A 16,390-nucleotide genomic window follows, 5' to 3' on the forward strand; every position below is an offset into this window, starting at 1 on the left:
CTGATCTAAGTCACATTTTCGCTGAGTCGATGTAAAAGTCAAATTACATTTTACTAAAATAATCAGCAATTAATGGATTATCATTGTTCATGAGTGATTCGATGGGTTCAACACTCAATATTTTTCCCTTGCCAACAAACGCCACGCGATCGGAGATTCGCTTTAATGATTCAATGTCATGGCTCACGACAACAACCGTCAAGTTAAGCGCATCGCGTAAAAATAAAATCAATTCATCAAACTTTTTGGCACTCAATGGATCTAGCCCCGAAGTTGGCTCATCCAGAAATAATAATTCAGGATCCATCGCAATCGCTCTCGCAGCAGCAGCCCGTCGTTGCATACCGCCACTAAGTTCCGATGGAAATTTCCCCGCGGTCTCTTTAGAAAGCCCCACAAGGCTTAATTTTAACATCGCTAATTGGCGGCGAAAGTGTGCGCTGAGCTCAGTCAACTCTTTCATAGGAAACATAATATTTTCAAGAACGGTTAAAGCAGAAAATAAGGCGCTATGTTGAAATAACATCCCCCAGCGTTGTCTGATTTTATTCGCTTCTTGTTCACCGATGTTTAAGACGTCCTTTCCAAATACTTTGATGGAACCAGCTGTAGGTTTTAAAAGCATTAAAATACTTCGCAAAATGGTGGTTTTACCGCTGCCACTTCCGCCAATAATGGCCAGTATTTCGCCTTTTTTAACCGTTAAATTTACATCTGAGTGAACCCATTGGCCACCTAAATAATTTTTTAACCCCTCGATTTCAATAACCGGATCACTCATGTTTAGATATCCAACCAACTATAAATTACAGAGTAAATCGCATCGGCAACGATAATTAAAAACAATGCTTGAACCACGCTTTTGGTGGTTTGCTTACCAACGCTATCCGCGTTTGCTTGAACACACATTCCTTGAAAGCAACCAACAATAGCAATTAAGATAGCAAAAGTAGGGGCTTTATACAGACCTAGTTCTAATTGTTTAAACCCGACTGAATCTTGAAGCCGGCTCAAGAAATCGCTATATCCAACATGAAGCATGGTTTTTGACATGATCATGGCGCCGATTGTACTAAATAATACTGACCAAAAAATTAATAAAGGAAATACAATCAAGAGCCCAACGACTTTGGGTAACACCAATAATTCTGTGGGCGAAAGTCCCATTGTGTAAAGCGCGTCGATTTCCTCATTGATTTTCATGCTGCCAATTTGTGCAGTGAAGGCAGAGCTTGTGCGCCCTGCAACAATAATGGCGGTAATTAGAGGAGAAAATTCGCGGAAAATGGCCATTCCAGAAAGATAAGCAATAAAGATATTCGCACCATAAGTTTCAAGTTGAAGTCCCATTTGATAGGCCAAAACAACTCCAATTAAAAAGGACAACAAACCTATGATGGGTAAAGCGGTAACGCCAGTGTTATAGATTGTGGAAACAATGCTTGGAAAATGAAACCGTCTGAAATAGTAGAATGCCTTTAAAATTTTATCACTCAAATCGCCCACCATAATAATTAAACCCTGGCCCTGGTCTAATTTATGCATGGTCTCTTCGCCAATATTATGTAAGAGTCCTTTTCGCTCGGGCGGAGGTGGGGAGTAGTTTAAAATGCTCTTTTTATCTTCAATAAGCGACAATAGATCCTGTTGTTGTTGGGTGAAATTATTAAGCGTTAATGAATTATCCTGTTCTTTAAGGGTGGCAATAAAATTAAACAAAAATAACGCCGCAGCACTATCAAATTGGGTGATTTCAGCGTCAATTTCGATTTTGGAATTTGAGGGTATGCTGAACGAGCGAACTTGCTGGTGCAGGTCGGCGATATAGTGCATAGACCAGTCTCCAGTACAGGTATAACGATTATTCTCATTGTCGAAGATTAGCTGGGCAGGAGTCTTTGTCATCAATTGATTGCCATCAAAGATAGAAAAGCCTAGGATAATACGAAACCCGGTCGTTCGGCAAAGTGCATGCGCGCAATAAATTCTTTTCGCACGTTTTTTTGGAATATTGACCCAGGATATTTTAACGTTAAGCTCGCTACTAAAACGATTTTAGCGATTGTTATTTCTTTATGGCTTGTCCGGGATGAACCCATGTTGACAAAAATGCTGGCCGGTATCGGCAGCGGCTTTGCAATGCAGGGCGTTGTGGCTAAATCCACGCGTTTTCGAGCGCTGCATGTTTTGACGTTCGATGCCTTTTATTTTGCCGTATTTTCTTTAGGTTTGATGGTGCGGGATTCCCAAGTTTGGACAGCTATCATCTTAACTATGCTTGGTTTCCTCGTGAATTATATTCGCAGATTTGGTCTTGAAAAAAGCATTGCGCCTTTCATGGTATGGATCTTATGCTTTTTAGCCACCATTCTTCCGTTTAATGGTGCACAGGAAGCGTGGGGAAATATCTATGGTTTATTGGTTGGTCTTGGAGTTTCTGCCGGGGTGATATTATTTGTTTTCCCAGATAACTACCGTCAATTATTCCTAAATAATACCAATCTGTTTTTCCACTCATTAAGTGAGGGAATGAATCAACTTCGTACGAATATATTACTGGATAACCCCATCGATGACTTTAACGAACTGCCATTTGTGCGTATTAAGCTGGTTTTAAAACAACTGGCTGATTTAAATCAAACTATCATCCATAGCTCGGCGTTTCAGCAGGAAGAAACGAAATTAAGTTATATTACTGCGGACCTCTTTGCCCTCATTAACGCGTATTCTTTAGCCGTTGATGCATGTCATGTTTTGTGGCAAAAACATCTATCATTGCCTGCGCCAACTCGGTTAGCACTCAGCTTAATGTGTAAACAATGCGCAAAATTTTTTTCTTTTCTTTATATCAATTCTGATTTTGTGATTCAAAAAACGAGCGATTATCGGTTTAGTCCGAATTTAGGAGAAAGACTAGGGAAAATACCCTCGGTTGAGTCGGATCTAATTATTATTCTATTAAATTTTAAGCTTAGTTTTGAATTGCTCAATCAAAGCGCCGCTAAATTGCTTCGGAATCATTATGAATCTTAAGAATACCACCAAGATGGGATTGCAAGCTGCCGTGGCCATTGCTATCGCAGAGTTAATCAGTTTGAATTTTAAGGTTGAACGTGGGTATTGGATCACACTGACCGCTATGGCTCTAACCACTCAAACCTGGGGCGAAAGTATAAAACGCTCATTTGAGCGCGTTGGTATGACCGTTTTAGGAGGGGCAGCGGGCACAGCATTGTATTTTACCCTGCCTGCGAATAATGAATTAATATTAGCTTTTTTGTTATTTTTTGTATTTTTTACCTCGTTCATGATGCCCATATATCACTTAATTGCGGTATTTTTTTAACGTGCTTTGTGGTGTTTTTATTTGCCTTAATTGGCCAGTGGAACTGGGGATTGCTGGGCGTAAGAATTATCGATACGGCTATAGGCGCTCTGGTGGCCTTAACGGTTGGAAATTTTCTTTTCCCTTTAAAGCGGAATGTGACGTCAATGTTCGTGGATTATTTGAAAAAGATGCGCGCCTCATTAACCATGGTGTTTAATCCCAAAGATATGCGGACTTATGTTTCCAGCCAGAATCTAGCGATCGAATTTTTAATGATTAAAAAAGAGGCGTTAGCCATTCGTTATCAGTTGATGTTTCATCGGTTAAATACCCAAGAATTCAACAGTTTACTTAAATATGTTGGGGCAAGTGCACATTATGCCATTCATTTGATAGAGTCTTTCCCCTGGTTAAAGTGCCGCTTAAGTCATGAGGAAATTCCTTTGATCCAGAAAGCGGCAAAAACGACCGAGGAGAACATAAAAAGACTTATTGATTTGTTAGAAAATAAAAAAGGAAAAGAAATGTGCCCCGCACAGGATGTATCATGTTTATTACAACGTGAAATTAAGACTTCCCCTCAGCGATTTGCAACGCTAGAGAGTGATGCGCTCGGCTTTTACAACCTGATGTATTTTTTTACTGAGCTAAACACGAACTTAAATCATGTGTTTGATATTCTGGATAAAGAACGGAGAATTACTAGGCGCCTAGTCCCCTGAAGGATGATGTGGTAAAATTCAAACCAATTAAACAGTGATGTGGTAACACGATGTCTGATGATTACAGTCAGTTTGAACGGCGTAAACAAGATCATATTGATCTGGCGCTCATGCAAGCGAACCAAACCAGTGAGTTAAATCCCTTTGACCGCATGGCATTAGTGCATGAAGCCCTACCGGATATGAATTTTAATGAAATTGATATCCGTGGTGAGCGTTTTGGAACAAGAACAAAGCCGTTTATTGTTTCTTCGATGACAGCAGGGCATCGTAATGCTGTGAACATCAATCATAATCTCATTGCTGCCTGCTCAGAGCAGGGATGGGCGATGGGAGTTGGTTCGCAACGGCGAGAACTTACTGATGAGAAGGCGGCCGATGAATGGCATGTCCTAAGGCAAGAATTTCCCAATGTTGTTCTGTATAGTAATCTAGGAATCGCACAACTGATTTCCTCATCTCTGGAACAAATTCAGCAAATCACATCAGCCTTAAACGCCGAGGCTCTAATTATTCATTGCAATCCGTTGCAAGAATGCATCCAACCTGAGGGAACCCCTAGTTTTAAAGGGGGTTGGGATGCGCTTGCTATGATTGTGGAACACTTAGATATTCCCGTTATAGTGAAAGAAACGGGATGTGGATTCTCTTTGCCCACGTTACTGCGATTGAATGAAATTGGCGTTGGGGCGGTTGATGTTAGTGGGGTAGGTGGTACGCATTGGGGGCGCATTGAAGGCCATCGCGCCAGTCATGATCCCATTCGGCAAAGTGCTGCAACAACGTTTAAAAATTGGGGCATCGATACCATTCAAAGCGTGAAGGACGCAATTTCAATTGCCCCCCGTTTTGAGGTATGGGGATCTGGGGGGGTGCGGCATGGGTTAGATGCAGCTAAGTTATTTGCTCTTGGGGCTACTACGGTAGGGTTTGCTAAACCCATGCTTACCGCAGCCTTAACCTCTTCAAAAGCCGTCATTGAACACATGGCTATGATTGAATATGAATTAAAAGTTGCTATGTTTTGTACTGGTAGCCGTGAATTGAATGAGTTAAAGGAGAAGGCATGTCGCTAAGCAAAAATGCCAATGAATTATTCCAGGGTTTTTCAAAATTAAACCGCGAAGAACGCTTTAAACGCCTGATGGATCTTGGTGCTTTAACCACCGGTGATCTGGCTTTTTTACGTCAAGGCGGTGTAAGAGACACGAACCTTGCTGATAAATTAATTGAAAACGTCATCGGATACTTTCAATTACCCTTGGGTGTTGCAACGAATTTTTGTATCGATGGCAACGATTATGTAATTCCCATGGCGGTTGAGGAAACATCCATCATTGCCGCTTTATCAAAAACCGCCAAATGGATTAGGCAATCGGGTGAAATTCAAACGAACGTTGAAGGGGATTGTATATTAGGCCAGATTCAAATCGCAAACGTTAAAAATTACGAAAAACTTGCCCTTCTTTTTGCTGAAAACAAACCTTTTTTTATCGAAAAAGCCAATGAAGATGTTGCAGCCAGCATGGTAAAACGCGGCGGGGGTGTCCTAGATTTAGAGCTTCGCAGATTGCCTCGAGAAGATGGAGGCGATATGGCCGTTGTTCATTTGAAAATGAACAGTTGCGATGCGATGGGGGCGAACATCATTAACCAAGTACTTGAGTATTTAAAGTCCCCTATTGAAGCCATCACAGGTGAACAGGTCACCATGTGTATTTTATCTAATTTAAACGACCAAAAGCTCACCACCGCGAGAGTGATTATAAGAGATGTTCAGCCTGAGCTTGGAGAGCGGCTGCAAGAAGCCTCCTTATTTGCAGAAATTGATCCTTATCGTGCCGCGACGCATAATAAAGGGGTGATGAATGGAATTGACCCCGTGTTAATCGCCACAGGCAACGACTGGCGTGCGGTTGAAGCAGGAGTCCATGCCTACGCGTCCAGAACTGGCCGTTATAAAGCCATTACGCGCTGGCGCTATCATAATGGAGAATTAACCGGAGAATTAACCGCTCCAATTATTGTCGGCACCGTAGGTGGTGTCACTTCATTACATCCAACCGCTAAGATGTGTCTTCGTATGATGGGAGTTGAAACCGCCAATCAATTGTCACGAGTGATTGCGGCGGTTGGACTCGTCCAAAATTTGGGTGCAATTAAAGCCTTATGTACGGAAGGTATCATCCAAGGTCATATGAAACTGCACATTGATAACCTTCTGATGGTCGCTGGAGCGACCGATGAAGAAATGCCTCTGCTTAAAGAGCGGTTGCAGCATTGGTTACAAGTATACAAACGTGTTAGCTTAAACCATGCCAGTCAATTATTAGCTGAAATTCGCAAAGTGGCTTCCGTCTGATGATTTGGTCAATTCCTGCAAAAACATTTTTACTTGGCGAATACGCGGTTTTAGCAGATAGCGCCGCGTTAATCTTAACCACGTCGCCTTGTTTTGAAGTGCGTGTTCTAGATAAGCCAACGTTGTTAGGAATTCACCCCGAGTCACCGGCTGGAAAATATTGGCAGGATTTTACATCAACGCAAGGGATATGTTTCTATGATCCCTATCATAGCTTAGGGGGAATGGGGGCTTCCAGCGCTCAATTTATTGGCGCATATTTAAGCACTTTAGATTCAAAAGAGTTTAATTCTTCAGCTTTATTAAAAGCGTATTTTAACTACGCCTGGAATGGAGTAGGACTGCGTCCTAGTGGATATGATGTGTTAGCCCAAATTTCATGGGGATGTTCCTACCTGAACAAAACTAACAAAGCCGTTTATTCGTATCCCTGGGTGTTTGAGGATCTCTCATTTATTTTATTGCATACGGGACATAAGCTTCCGACGCATAATCATCTGCAAGAAGTGGGTTTGCCAGATAATCTTGATCGATTAAAAAAGCTTGTGGTTATGGGAAAAGAAGCGTTTGATTCAAAAAACAGTCAGTTGCTTATTGAAGCGGTAAACGCCTATGCACAGACATTATCTGAATTTAATCTCGTGGCGCCACATACTCTTGAGTTAGTGCGGGATCTTATGACGCAACCAGAAGTACTTGCTGCGAAAGGGTGCGGTGCTATGGGAGCCGATGTCGTCGTGATATTAATTTCTAAGGCCGCTCAGCAAGATTTTTGTAAAAAATTGCAGCTAAAAGGATTGAGGATCTTGGCCACCGCAGAGGATTTGTATAGCAAAACAGGATTTATTGAAAATTTTATGCACAAAACACTTGAAATTTCAGCCTGATCCGGTATGATTTCAGCCTCTTTGGGGCCGTTAGCTCAGTTGGTAGAGCAGAAGGCTTTTAACCTTTGTGTCATAGGTTCGAATCCTATACGGCCCACCATTCTAGAATTTAGTTTTAATACTAGCATCTAGAACCATTATTATCTTATAATCCAGTTCGTTGGGCCGTTAGCTCAGTTGGTAGAGCAGGAGGCTTTTAACCTCTGTGTCATAGGTTCGAATCCTATACGGCCCACCACCTAGAAACTAGTAGCTGGATACTAGTACCTAGAAACAAAAACGTCCAGAACAACTTAAAAACACCACTAGCTTCTATCCCCTAGAATCTAGCATCAAACATGCGCTCGTAGCTCAGCTGGATAGAGTACTTGGCTTCGAACCAAGGTGTCGGGGGTTCGAGTCCCTCCGAGCGCGCCATTATTTATTATTTAAAATCAGCAAGTTATGCCTACTTGCTCTAATATGATCGATTTGAACCGCTCTTCAATTGTAGCAAATTTGTAGTAAAAATGTTGTGTGAGGCAGTTTTCGAACTATTTGGTTCAAAGGGGGGCGTAATTTCGAGAAAAGCCCTTAAATTAATAGCGTTTGAGTAGATTTATTGAAGGTATAGCAACATAGCTCATTTTAATTAGAAAAAAATTCCAATCATGATTACTTTGGTGTAATATAACTTGCATGTAATAATAAGGTTTTCTATAGTTATGATATGGGAAGTTGAATACACGGATGAGTTTGAGCTTTGGTGGAATGGCTTGACTGAGAAAGAGCAGATTGACATTGCTTCTGTTGTTAATCTTTTGGAGCAATGTGGACCGAATTTGAAGTTTCCATTTTCATCAGGGGTTGAAGGAACAAAACTAGCTCATCTTAGAGAACTGCGAATACAGCATGCTGGGAACCCATATAGAGTGTTGTATGCATTTGATCCAAGGCGCTGTGCCATCTTATTAGTTGGTGGTAACAAGGCTGGAGATGGTCGCTGGTATGAAAAACACATCCCTATAGCGGAAAAGTTATATCAAGAGCATTTGATGGATTTAAATCAGGAGAAGGGCAATGGCTAAATCATTTTCAACATTGAAAAATAAAATGAGTGCTAAAGCGCAAAAAGTGGTTGCAGAAAAAACCAATCAACTGCTAAAGGAAACGCTTTTACATGAAATTCGTGAGCAATTAAAAATTACCCAGGAGGATATGGCTTTAAGGTTAAATACCAAGCAGGCCAATGTGTCCAGAACTGAGCGTCGTAAGGATATGAAATTATCGACTTTAAAGAAGTATATTGAAGCGATGGGAGGGGAGCTTGATATTGTAGCTAAATTTCCCACAAATGAAATTCATTTGAGTCTGAAAGAAATTTAATGTTCAGGATAGGGTGCTAGCCGATAACGTCACCTCTCTATAGGTGGTTGCCAAATTAAAAATTCCCATGTAGCAGATTTGTAACAAAGTGAAATGCAACTCCCGTTGAATAGGGCAGTTGTAGGCAGTAATTGGCAGAATCGTTACATCGCAAGCTGCTGATTTTTACTGATAATTAATCTTGATCAAATTGGCTTCGAACCAAGGTGTCGGGGGTTCGAGTCCCTCCGAGCGCGCCATTTAATAATGGTCTATTCCAGAGACATAGGTAACACAGACCACTATACAGTTCAATTAATGTGTCTAAATCAATTAAACCACTTCATACAGTTACAAGAACTGTCTTAAGAACTGTCTTAAGATAGTTGACAAAATAAGAACTACGTGGATAACATATTGGCACTACATTCAAAAAAAACCAGGCAAAAATGACCAACATCGAAACCATGGAAGAGATCAAGCAACTTACTCTTGCCTATATCCATCATAATAATGAGTCTTTATTTACGAGTAAGCATCTTAAAAAAACGATCGCATTTGATATTTGGAATAATGCCCAAACGCCACAACAAGTACTTAATTTTTTACACAAAAAACATGGTATTTCCCCCTACCTGGATGTGCCGCGCTATCAAGTATTAGTCATGAACCGAACCCCTTGGTGGCTTTGGCTTATTCAAGCGGCTGTTATTCTTATTACTTTTCCTATATCCATTCCTTTTTTAATGATTTGGTCTTGGAAAAATCGCGGTACAGTCAATTTTATGAGAACAGATGGGTCGATATACCTTGAAAAGGTGTTAAATCTTTGTAAGAAAGCAGGCATAGAAAAGCCAAACCTACCTTCTAGATCACCTCCTTTCTCTTATTTTGAATCAACCACTTTGCCCGACCCAAGCTTAAACCTAGGAAATAATATGCCAACACCTACGGCTTCATCTCACTCAAATCTTCTTCAAGTATTAGGATCGCCAACCAATACAACCAATACTACAGATACATCGTTGACTACAACACTTCCTGATACACCCTCCATTGAAGAAGAAACGAATAAGATGCTAGAAGGAATTACAAGATTTTGTAAACAAGCTATTCAAGTGATGCGTGACAACCCATACATGTTTATGGATGATGAGGTGATGAAATCGAATGGAAAAGCGGTAATAACCTATATATACCCGCTTGAGCGAACGTTGGTGAATGGGAAGGAAGAATGGTGGCAAAACTTCAAATATGCATCCCCTTGGACTAAGCCTTGGCAAGAGCTGGATGAGTTTCCTCTTAAAATTAAAGTATTTCGTGAGTTTACATTTGTTCGCCCTTTGCAAAAAACAGATAAATTGCCGACAAATATTCTTCCACCCAAATGTCTTCAAGAAAAAGCTTATTCTATGGTTTTATCTTTTTATAAAGACGACAGTAAGACTTTGGTTCAAAAAGCAAGGGAGCATCGTGGGGAGGGTAAATCAGAAAAATTTTATCATCGAGCATTGGAAGCTGCAAAGAACAATGAAGAATATATAGATGTCATGGAAAAATTGATCAATTTTTATTATGAAGAACTGGAAATTTTTAAAGAAAAAAGCTCAACCAAACACAGATATCAAACACCAATCGGAGAAAGACAACTTCAAGAAAGATTGCGGCTAAAGCAAAATGAAATTGATGAATGCATCGACATGCTGCCAAAAGACTACCATCAACATTCAAAAATAGCTCAAACATTAAACGCTTTTTTTAATGATGTCTGGGGTTCTCTTGAGAAGACATACAGCTCCCCTCAAGAAGAGATAGAAAACAACAGACAGATCTCTAACCTATTTTATAACGAACAAATAAAGGAATTAATTGACTCAGGCTTTGTTCAGCTGGCTTTGCCTCATTTTGTGTGTATGTGGCATATGCTTCATGGATTATTTTTCATAAAGGGAAATTATCAAACCCCACTTAAAATTAATGTAAAGGAAGTAGATCAGCCAAGCTGCTCTTTACATCGCTTTCGCCGTCTACTGGAATTATTGCAACGCCACCAATTGGTAGAGGCAGAAGAATTCGAACAAAAAACCTTGATACCTATGGAGCACATGCAAGCGCATGCGGAACAATTATTCCAGCAAATACCTCGCAAAGAGGCCATACAGAATGCAAGGCAATGTTTTAAAGAAAGACGAGAAATTCTGGTCGATGGCTTTTCTCCGTCTTACAAAAAAAATGAAAGAGGATTAGCATTCCCCCCCGAGTTTGAGTTGGTGACTGAGGGTCATCGTACAATACTCTCCTGGTTGGAAGCTCACGATACAGCCCCGCGCCTAAACTGACTGTCCTTGGCTAATGATGTGGCTTTAATTTATATTTTTTAGGAAAAAACATGCCGACTTCAACACAATATAAAGCACTTACTATTCAAAACTACTCCAATAGCTTTTATCAATCTGTCATTTTTGAAAAGTTTTTAATATCTTGTTTTAAAGACCAACATTTAGAGCTAGAGGAATTTACAACTCTTCTAAGCCATATATTTGGTGAGCATGTGCCCTTTGCAATTTGTTTTCGTTTACAACAAGAGTTGAATGATTATCAACAAAATGGAGTATTCCCTATTTCATTGAATTCTTTAATCCAACAATCTTTTCTCTCAAGGCTGGCTGCCCATTTAAGAACAGAAGGTGCAAGCTTTTTAACGGATTTAACCGCTGAACAAATTGAAGAAGGGGCTCAAAGCATTGAACAAGGTCAAGTTAATCCTATTGCGCAACAAACATTAGCTCATAAATTGCAGGTGAGTATACATATCTATTTACAAAATGCACAAAATTTAACAAAAACTCAAACCGTAGGTGCCAGTGAATCGGCTCCTATTTCTATTCTCCAACAAGAAACTCATTATCAGCCCCTGATTAACGTATGCCAACTTAATGACACACAGCAAATCGCTCTTCAATCTTTACCTTCATTAAACTTTGATTCATCTCAAAATAGTATAAACACAAAAAAAATGTTGACTGGTTCCGCATTAAAAACATTAGTAGAAAAAACCTTGGCTATATTTCCAGAACGATTAGACGCTATTTCAGCAGATATCTCCAACCCACCAGAATTTAATTTATGGCGTGCCTCAACAGAGCCAAGTTTAACAAGACTGGATACTCCAAACGTTTCTTTACCTTTGCGTGATTTAACTGAAATGTCTAGCGACACAGCCCTTCGTGATGCTTATAAAGAAATAGTCGAACTTTGCCCAAATAAAGCGGTAGAGTCTATCCATTCTTGGGCTGGCTCCTTAGCTTTAACAGCATTAGCAGGAGCCACTGGGGGAGCTATAGGGTTAGGTTTAACTTTTGGCATTGCCGAAGTCGGGGGTATATTAATAGGCGGTGCAGCTGGAGGGGGGTTGTTAGTAATTGCGCCTGCAGCTCTTCCTGTTTTTTTGACCTGTACCTTGCTTACACTGGCTGGTGGCAGCGTTGGAAAAAAATATGCTGAGGAATATAAAAAAGCTTTACAAAATGCAAGTCAATTAATTGAACAAGATAAAATTGTAGAAGCCACTGAAGTGTTAGATAGAGAATTTAATCGTTGGGGAATAAATAGGGCATTGAGAAAACCTTTTTTAACCCCTGCACATTATGCAGTCGCTCATTTTTTTAGAGGAATGTGTGCAGAAGAAGAAAGAGATTGCAGAAAGAAGGCCTACCAAGAATACAAACAAGCCTTACATGATGCACAAGAAACAGGGGCAAAAGTAATCATTTTATTATTACATGTAAAATTAATTGAGCTTTTACGTACACATGGCCAGGAAGTTTGTGCTCCTAATGAACAAGCAACAGATTTAATTAAACATCATTTGACTGAATTAAATCATTTTTTTAAAGATAGCCTAACCTCTTTATACTGGCAAGCACAAAACAATATGAAGGCTATAGCTAACCTATGCAACAGTCATCAATCCTTATTTGTGAATTTAAGAAGCATTCAAGCTGTATTAAATATCCAAAGTTTATTTATTCTAGAGGGTTATGAAGAAGGACATGGAAGTTATTTACCTATTGTTTATTCATTTTTCCAAGCGTTGATCGTTGCATACGTTCATTTTAATAATAAAACAGCAACTATACCAGAAATACGCCAATTATTAATGAAACATTTATCGTCCGAAGGAACTGCTTCACTAATTGATTATGTACTTGCAAAACTAAAGCAAACTTTCCAACAATTATTGGCTTTTAATACTATTTATCCGAAATTGGAACAGCAACCTGCTTTTAGCCAATGCAATACTATGATGAAAGAATTTGCAATAGGTATTTGTAGCTTGCTAGATGAAGGAGAAAACCACCTAGAAATTTGTGGAAATATTATTGAAATCACTAAATTACTTAATGTCAGTCCTTCAGCCTTTTTGGAAATAAAACACAGACATAATGCTTCTACTCAATTTCTTATGAAAATAAATGATGAATTTGGATTAACTTTCACTAATATTAATGAATGGTTAAAAGAATTGAATGGGTATCATACCCCACATTTTTTCAACTCAATCAGCGTTCAAACTCAAAATAATATGCTGCACATGCTCGCCCAACTGCCTAAAGGGCTAGATATTGATACCGTTTTGCTTAAGTCAGTAGCTGCAAAGATGAAAGGGATGATTTATGCACGGAATCATCAAAACCAAACCCCACTTTCTCTATTAGAACAAGAAGATCCTTATTCTATAAAATCTCTGGTTTGTGGTCCTAAACTTGTTCCACTCGGAAATGAGCTGCGCGAGTTGGATGATTTTATTTCTATAATAGAAGGAAATGTAGATAAAGAAGGACATTTTGTATTATTACAAGGTCCACCTGGAACAGGTAAATCAGAAGCGGTTCTCACTCACTTACGTGCGAAAGGATTTGAGGTAATGGAGTGGCAAGGAGGAGAAGAAAATGACAAGTATGTGGGGCAACTGTCTCTTCGTGTTATAGAATTTTTTAACGGGGGCAAGAATAAAGCTGAATCTAAAAAAACTTCTAAATCAATCATTCTTTTTATTGATGAAATAAACGGCGTCTGTCCGGAAACCTCTGGGATAGCTAAAAAGGGCGAAAGTAATTACGCACAAATTGTTAATGAGTTTCAAAAACAAATCAGCGGACTCAAAGGACATAATGTTGTTCTTATAGGTGCTACAAATTATCCTGAAAACTTATCTAAAGCCATTAAAAATAGAATGACCCCCATTCAATTTCCTGTCCCTGACGAAAGTGCTAGAAAAAGATTATTAACACATCTCTTCCGTTTCAACTGTATATCAGAAAAATTAATAGAGCGTATCTCAGAGTTAACACAAGGTTGGTCGCCAAGACAGCTTGCTCAAATGGTAGAGCAAATTAAAAGCCATGAAGTAGATAGTACCTATTTGAGTACTGTATTTGAAAAAGCTAAAAAACTCTGTGAAGAAGATTTTAAAAAAGAATTTAAATCTGCTTATTTGATGTTGCCGATGTTTGAACCTATACAACAAAACGCTTCTGAAGGAACGGACGATCATTTTAAAGATTTAAAAAATGCACTAGCTTGTCCTGAGCTATATCAAAATGTGAGCATTCATACCTTGCTTTATGGGCCCCCAGGTAGTGGTAAGACAACAGCCATTCGGGAGTTCGCAAGAGATTGTAATTGTCCCTTTCTCCTCATTGAATCAGGTACAAGCCCACAAGAAATCTTTACCATTTTTGAAAGAGCTAAATCTTATACTTCTGCTATAATTTGTATCGATGAAATTGATAAGATTGCTCATAATGACAGTCCTGTAAAAGTTTTCCTACAAGAACAAATGGATGGCTTAATCAGAAACAACCTTATTATTGTAGGCGCAACAAATTATCCTGATAAGATTGCCGAACCTATATTCTCCCGTTTTGGATCAAAAATAGCGGTTCCTTTACCAACTCCTGCCCAAGTAGGATTATTCATTCAACGTGAAATTAATGAAAGCCTAAAAAGACTGCCTCAACTTGTTATAGATGAAGAACTTAATGATGAATTAAGCCAGAATTGTTTACGGTTAGGTGATTTAAGTAGTGGCTTATCATATAGAGATTTGAAAAGCGCTATAGCCCGTTTGTTTGCTCGGATCCAGTCTGCACAACCTCAAACAACACATGGCTTAACACATACTGATTTAAGGCGGTGTATTGATGAGGCACGCCAAGCTCTTCAACCAGTTGTTGCGGCTCATGCACAAAATATGATGGCTAATGCGAAGACCACAACATTCTTTAAAACACCTGTCACTAATGAACATGTGCCACAACCTGTAAATCCACAAAATATGCCATTTCAATAGGCTCAGTAATGAAGTGAAGACTTTCAAAAGTAGCTATGAAGCTACTTCTTATTTTGTAACCATTCACCACAATCAGCCACGTTATGGCCGACTGTGGTGATGTGAGCACCATGGCATTGATCTGTGGCGATTAATTCTCAAAGAGTACTTCAGGCAATTTTCCATTAAATAAAGTTTTTCTCTGTACGGTACGATTTTTGAAATGTTTCATCTTGAGTTATGTTGAGGTAAAACAGCAAGCTGAAATCCCAAAGCATGCAAAATATCATTGGTATTTCGCAGATAAGGATTGCCACTTTTAGAAACCGTTTTGTATAAGCTGTTCCGACCTTTGGCTGTTTTTTCCGCAAGATTACTCATCCCGCCCTGTGCTTCAACAACATTGCGCAATGCTTCAAGAAAGCCGTCAATGTCATTATCTTCAAGTGCTGCATTCAAATAACCAGCAGCTTCTTTAGGGTCTTTTAAAGACTCAATTAAATAATCATGATAATCAACGCTTTTACCCATGGTCCTTGCTCCCTAAATAATCATTTAAATATTCACGAGCGAGCTTGATGTCTTTTTTCTGTGAGCTTTTATCTCCACCACATAGTAAAAGGATAATTTCTCCATCAATTTCGCTGAAATATAATCTATACCCTGAACCAAATTTAAATTTTAACTCACCCAGACTTTCACCCAGCATTTTGTATTCACCCAAATTACCAAGGCTTACGCGAGCCAGTCTTGATTTTACCTGATACCTTATCGAATCGTTCAAGGATTTAAGCCATGAGATAACGGGGCAATCGCCGTTATCTTTCTGGTACAGTTTTATTGTTCTTTTTCTTACTGCTTTCATAATTAATTGTATCCTATAAGATACTTTTTGCAAGTTTAATGCTCGTTATTTGCAAAAATCAGATGTAGCAGATTTGTAACAAAGTGAAATACAACCCCCGTTGTTTCAGGCAGTTCTAGGCAGTAATTGGCAGAATCGTTACATCTCAAGTTACTGATTTTATTGGTAATTATAATTGATCAAGTTGGCTTCGAACCAAGGTGTCGGGGGTTCGAGTCCCTCCGAGCGCGCCATTTAAAATCAAGCACTTAGCTCTAGTTTGTGGCGGCGCATTCTGGCTCTTCCCCAAATCCGGGGGCACTTCGCTCACCCACACAGCACTCTAACCCTTATTCTGTAATTGTCAAAATTTTTAAATCCATAAGCTCTTCTTTGAATCAATTTCATCTTTCGATGAAATCCTTCAGTGATTCCATTGTTCTTCGTAAAACGAAGCATTCTATAGTGAATTAAAATTTAAACGATCCCCTGAAAAGCATGATCAATCGCCTGAGCTAAAGAATCAAAATTAGCAATTTCATTCTTAATTTTCTTTTTTAAATTTGCCC

The 16,390-nt window shown here is 39.3% G+C and carries 14 protein-coding genes, 3 tRNA genes and 1 pseudogene; 13 read left to right on the forward strand and 5 right to left on the reverse strand.

The genetic code is table 11. The features are described 5' to 3' along the window. Nucleotides 1–43 precede the first annotated feature (43 nt). Nucleotides 44–781, reverse strand: coding sequence for an ABC transporter ATP-binding protein (locus E1O47_RS09220; RefSeq protein ID WP_133130969.1), 738 nt, complete (start codon nucleotides 779–781; stop codon nucleotides 44–46). Between the two features lie 2 nt (nucleotides 782–783). Continuing rightward, complete coding sequence (locus E1O47_RS09225) at nucleotides 784–1,905, reverse strand: MlaE family ABC transporter permease (protein WP_133130970.1); 1,122 nt, start codon at nucleotides 1,903–1,905, stop codon at nucleotides 784–786. Nucleotides 1,906–1,971: 66 nt separating this feature from the next. Here E1O47_RS09225 and E1O47_RS09230 point away from each other — a divergent pair, with 66 nt between their 5' ends. From E1O47_RS09230 to E1O47_RS09290, 13 genes are all read left to right on the forward strand, one after another. Then, complete coding sequence (locus E1O47_RS09230; protein ID WP_133130971.1) at nucleotides 1,972–3,033, forward strand: hypothetical protein; 1,062 nt, start codon at nucleotides 1,972–1,974, stop codon at nucleotides 3,031–3,033. Beyond that, nucleotides 3,023–3,346, forward strand: a complete 324-nt coding sequence (locus E1O47_RS09235) for an FUSC family protein (protein WP_133130972.1) — start codon at nucleotides 3,023–3,025, stop codon at nucleotides 3,344–3,346. Before E1O47_RS09230 ends, E1O47_RS09235 begins: the two co-directional genes overlap by 11 nt. An 8-nt stretch (nucleotides 3,347–3,354) precedes the next feature. Then, on the forward strand, nucleotides 3,355–4,050 hold the full coding sequence (locus E1O47_RS09240; protein WP_133130973.1) for an FUSC family protein: 696 nt from the start codon (nucleotides 3,355–3,357) through the stop codon (nucleotides 4,048–4,050). A 50-nt stretch (nucleotides 4,051–4,100) separates the two neighbouring features. Continuing rightward, nucleotides 4,101–5,126: a type 2 isopentenyl-diphosphate Delta-isomerase gene (gene fni, locus E1O47_RS09245; protein ID WP_133130974.1), complete on the forward strand. Its 1,026-nt coding sequence runs from the start codon at nucleotides 4,101–4,103 to the stop codon at nucleotides 5,124–5,126. Continuing rightward, nucleotides 5,117–6,412, forward strand: coding sequence for a hydroxymethylglutaryl-CoA reductase, degradative (locus E1O47_RS09250; RefSeq protein WP_133130975.1), 1,296 nt, complete (start codon nucleotides 5,117–5,119; stop codon nucleotides 6,410–6,412). The genes fni and E1O47_RS09250 overlap by 10 nt, the downstream gene beginning before the upstream one ends. Then, entirely contained in the window at nucleotides 6,412–7,299 is an 888-nt protein-coding gene (locus E1O47_RS09255; protein WP_133130976.1) for a hypothetical protein, read from the forward strand. Before E1O47_RS09250 ends, E1O47_RS09255 begins: the two co-directional genes overlap by 1 nt. Before the next feature lie 24 nt (nucleotides 7,300–7,323). Further along, nucleotides 7,324–7,399 (forward strand) — tRNA-Lys (locus E1O47_RS09260). 62 nt (nucleotides 7,400–7,461) lie between these two features. Next, a tRNA-Lys gene (locus E1O47_RS09265) sits at nucleotides 7,462–7,537 on the forward strand. Nucleotides 7,538–7,639: 102 nt separating this feature from the next. Next, nucleotides 7,640–7,716, forward strand: a tRNA-Arg gene (locus tag E1O47_RS09270). 287 nt (nucleotides 7,717–8,003) lie between these two features. Continuing rightward, nucleotides 8,004–8,366, forward strand: a complete 363-nt coding sequence (locus E1O47_RS09275; RefSeq protein WP_207384314.1) for a type II toxin-antitoxin system RelE/ParE family toxin — start codon at nucleotides 8,004–8,006, stop codon at nucleotides 8,364–8,366. Beyond that, nucleotides 8,359–8,664: a helix-turn-helix domain-containing protein gene (locus tag E1O47_RS09280; RefSeq protein WP_133130977.1), complete on the forward strand. Its 306-nt coding sequence runs from the start codon at nucleotides 8,359–8,361 to the stop codon at nucleotides 8,662–8,664. The genes E1O47_RS09275 and E1O47_RS09280 overlap by 8 nt, the downstream gene beginning before the upstream one ends. A 428-nt stretch (nucleotides 8,665–9,092) precedes the next feature. Then, nucleotides 9,093–10,982 carry a hypothetical protein gene (locus tag E1O47_RS09285; RefSeq protein ID WP_133130978.1) on the forward strand — a complete coding sequence of 630 codons (1,890 nt, stop codon included), beginning with the start codon at nucleotides 9,093–9,095 and terminating at the stop codon, nucleotides 10,980–10,982. A gap of 50 nt (nucleotides 10,983–11,032) precedes the next feature. Continuing rightward, the gene (locus E1O47_RS09290) at nucleotides 11,033–14,998 is read left to right on the forward strand and encodes an AAA family ATPase (RefSeq protein ID WP_133130979.1); all 3,966 of its coding nucleotides are present in this window, start codon (nucleotides 11,033–11,035) and stop codon (nucleotides 14,996–14,998) included. 207 nt (nucleotides 14,999–15,205) lie between these two features. Here E1O47_RS09290 and E1O47_RS09295 read toward each other — a convergent pair whose 3' ends face one another. The 3 genes and pseudogenes from E1O47_RS09295 to E1O47_RS09305 form a co-directional block, all read right to left on the reverse strand. After that, nucleotides 15,206–15,508, reverse strand: a complete 303-nt coding sequence (locus E1O47_RS09295; RefSeq protein WP_133130980.1) for an addiction module antidote protein — start codon at nucleotides 15,506–15,508, stop codon at nucleotides 15,206–15,208. Continuing rightward, entirely contained in the window at nucleotides 15,501–15,842 is a 342-nt protein-coding gene (locus tag E1O47_RS09300; protein ID WP_133130981.1) for a type II toxin-antitoxin system RelE/ParE family toxin, read from the reverse strand. Before E1O47_RS09300 ends, E1O47_RS09295 begins: the two co-directional genes overlap by 8 nt. 306 nt (nucleotides 15,843–16,148) lie before the next feature. Continuing rightward, nucleotides 16,149–16,283 (reverse strand): annotated as a pseudogene (locus E1O47_RS09305) (transposase); the annotation flags it as partial. Between the last annotated feature and the right edge of the window lie 107 nt (nucleotides 16,284–16,390).

This window comes from Legionella yabuuchiae, assembly GCF_900640115.1.
Lineage (GTDB): Bacteria > Pseudomonadota > Gammaproteobacteria > Legionellales > Legionellaceae > Legionella_A > Legionella_A yabuuchiae.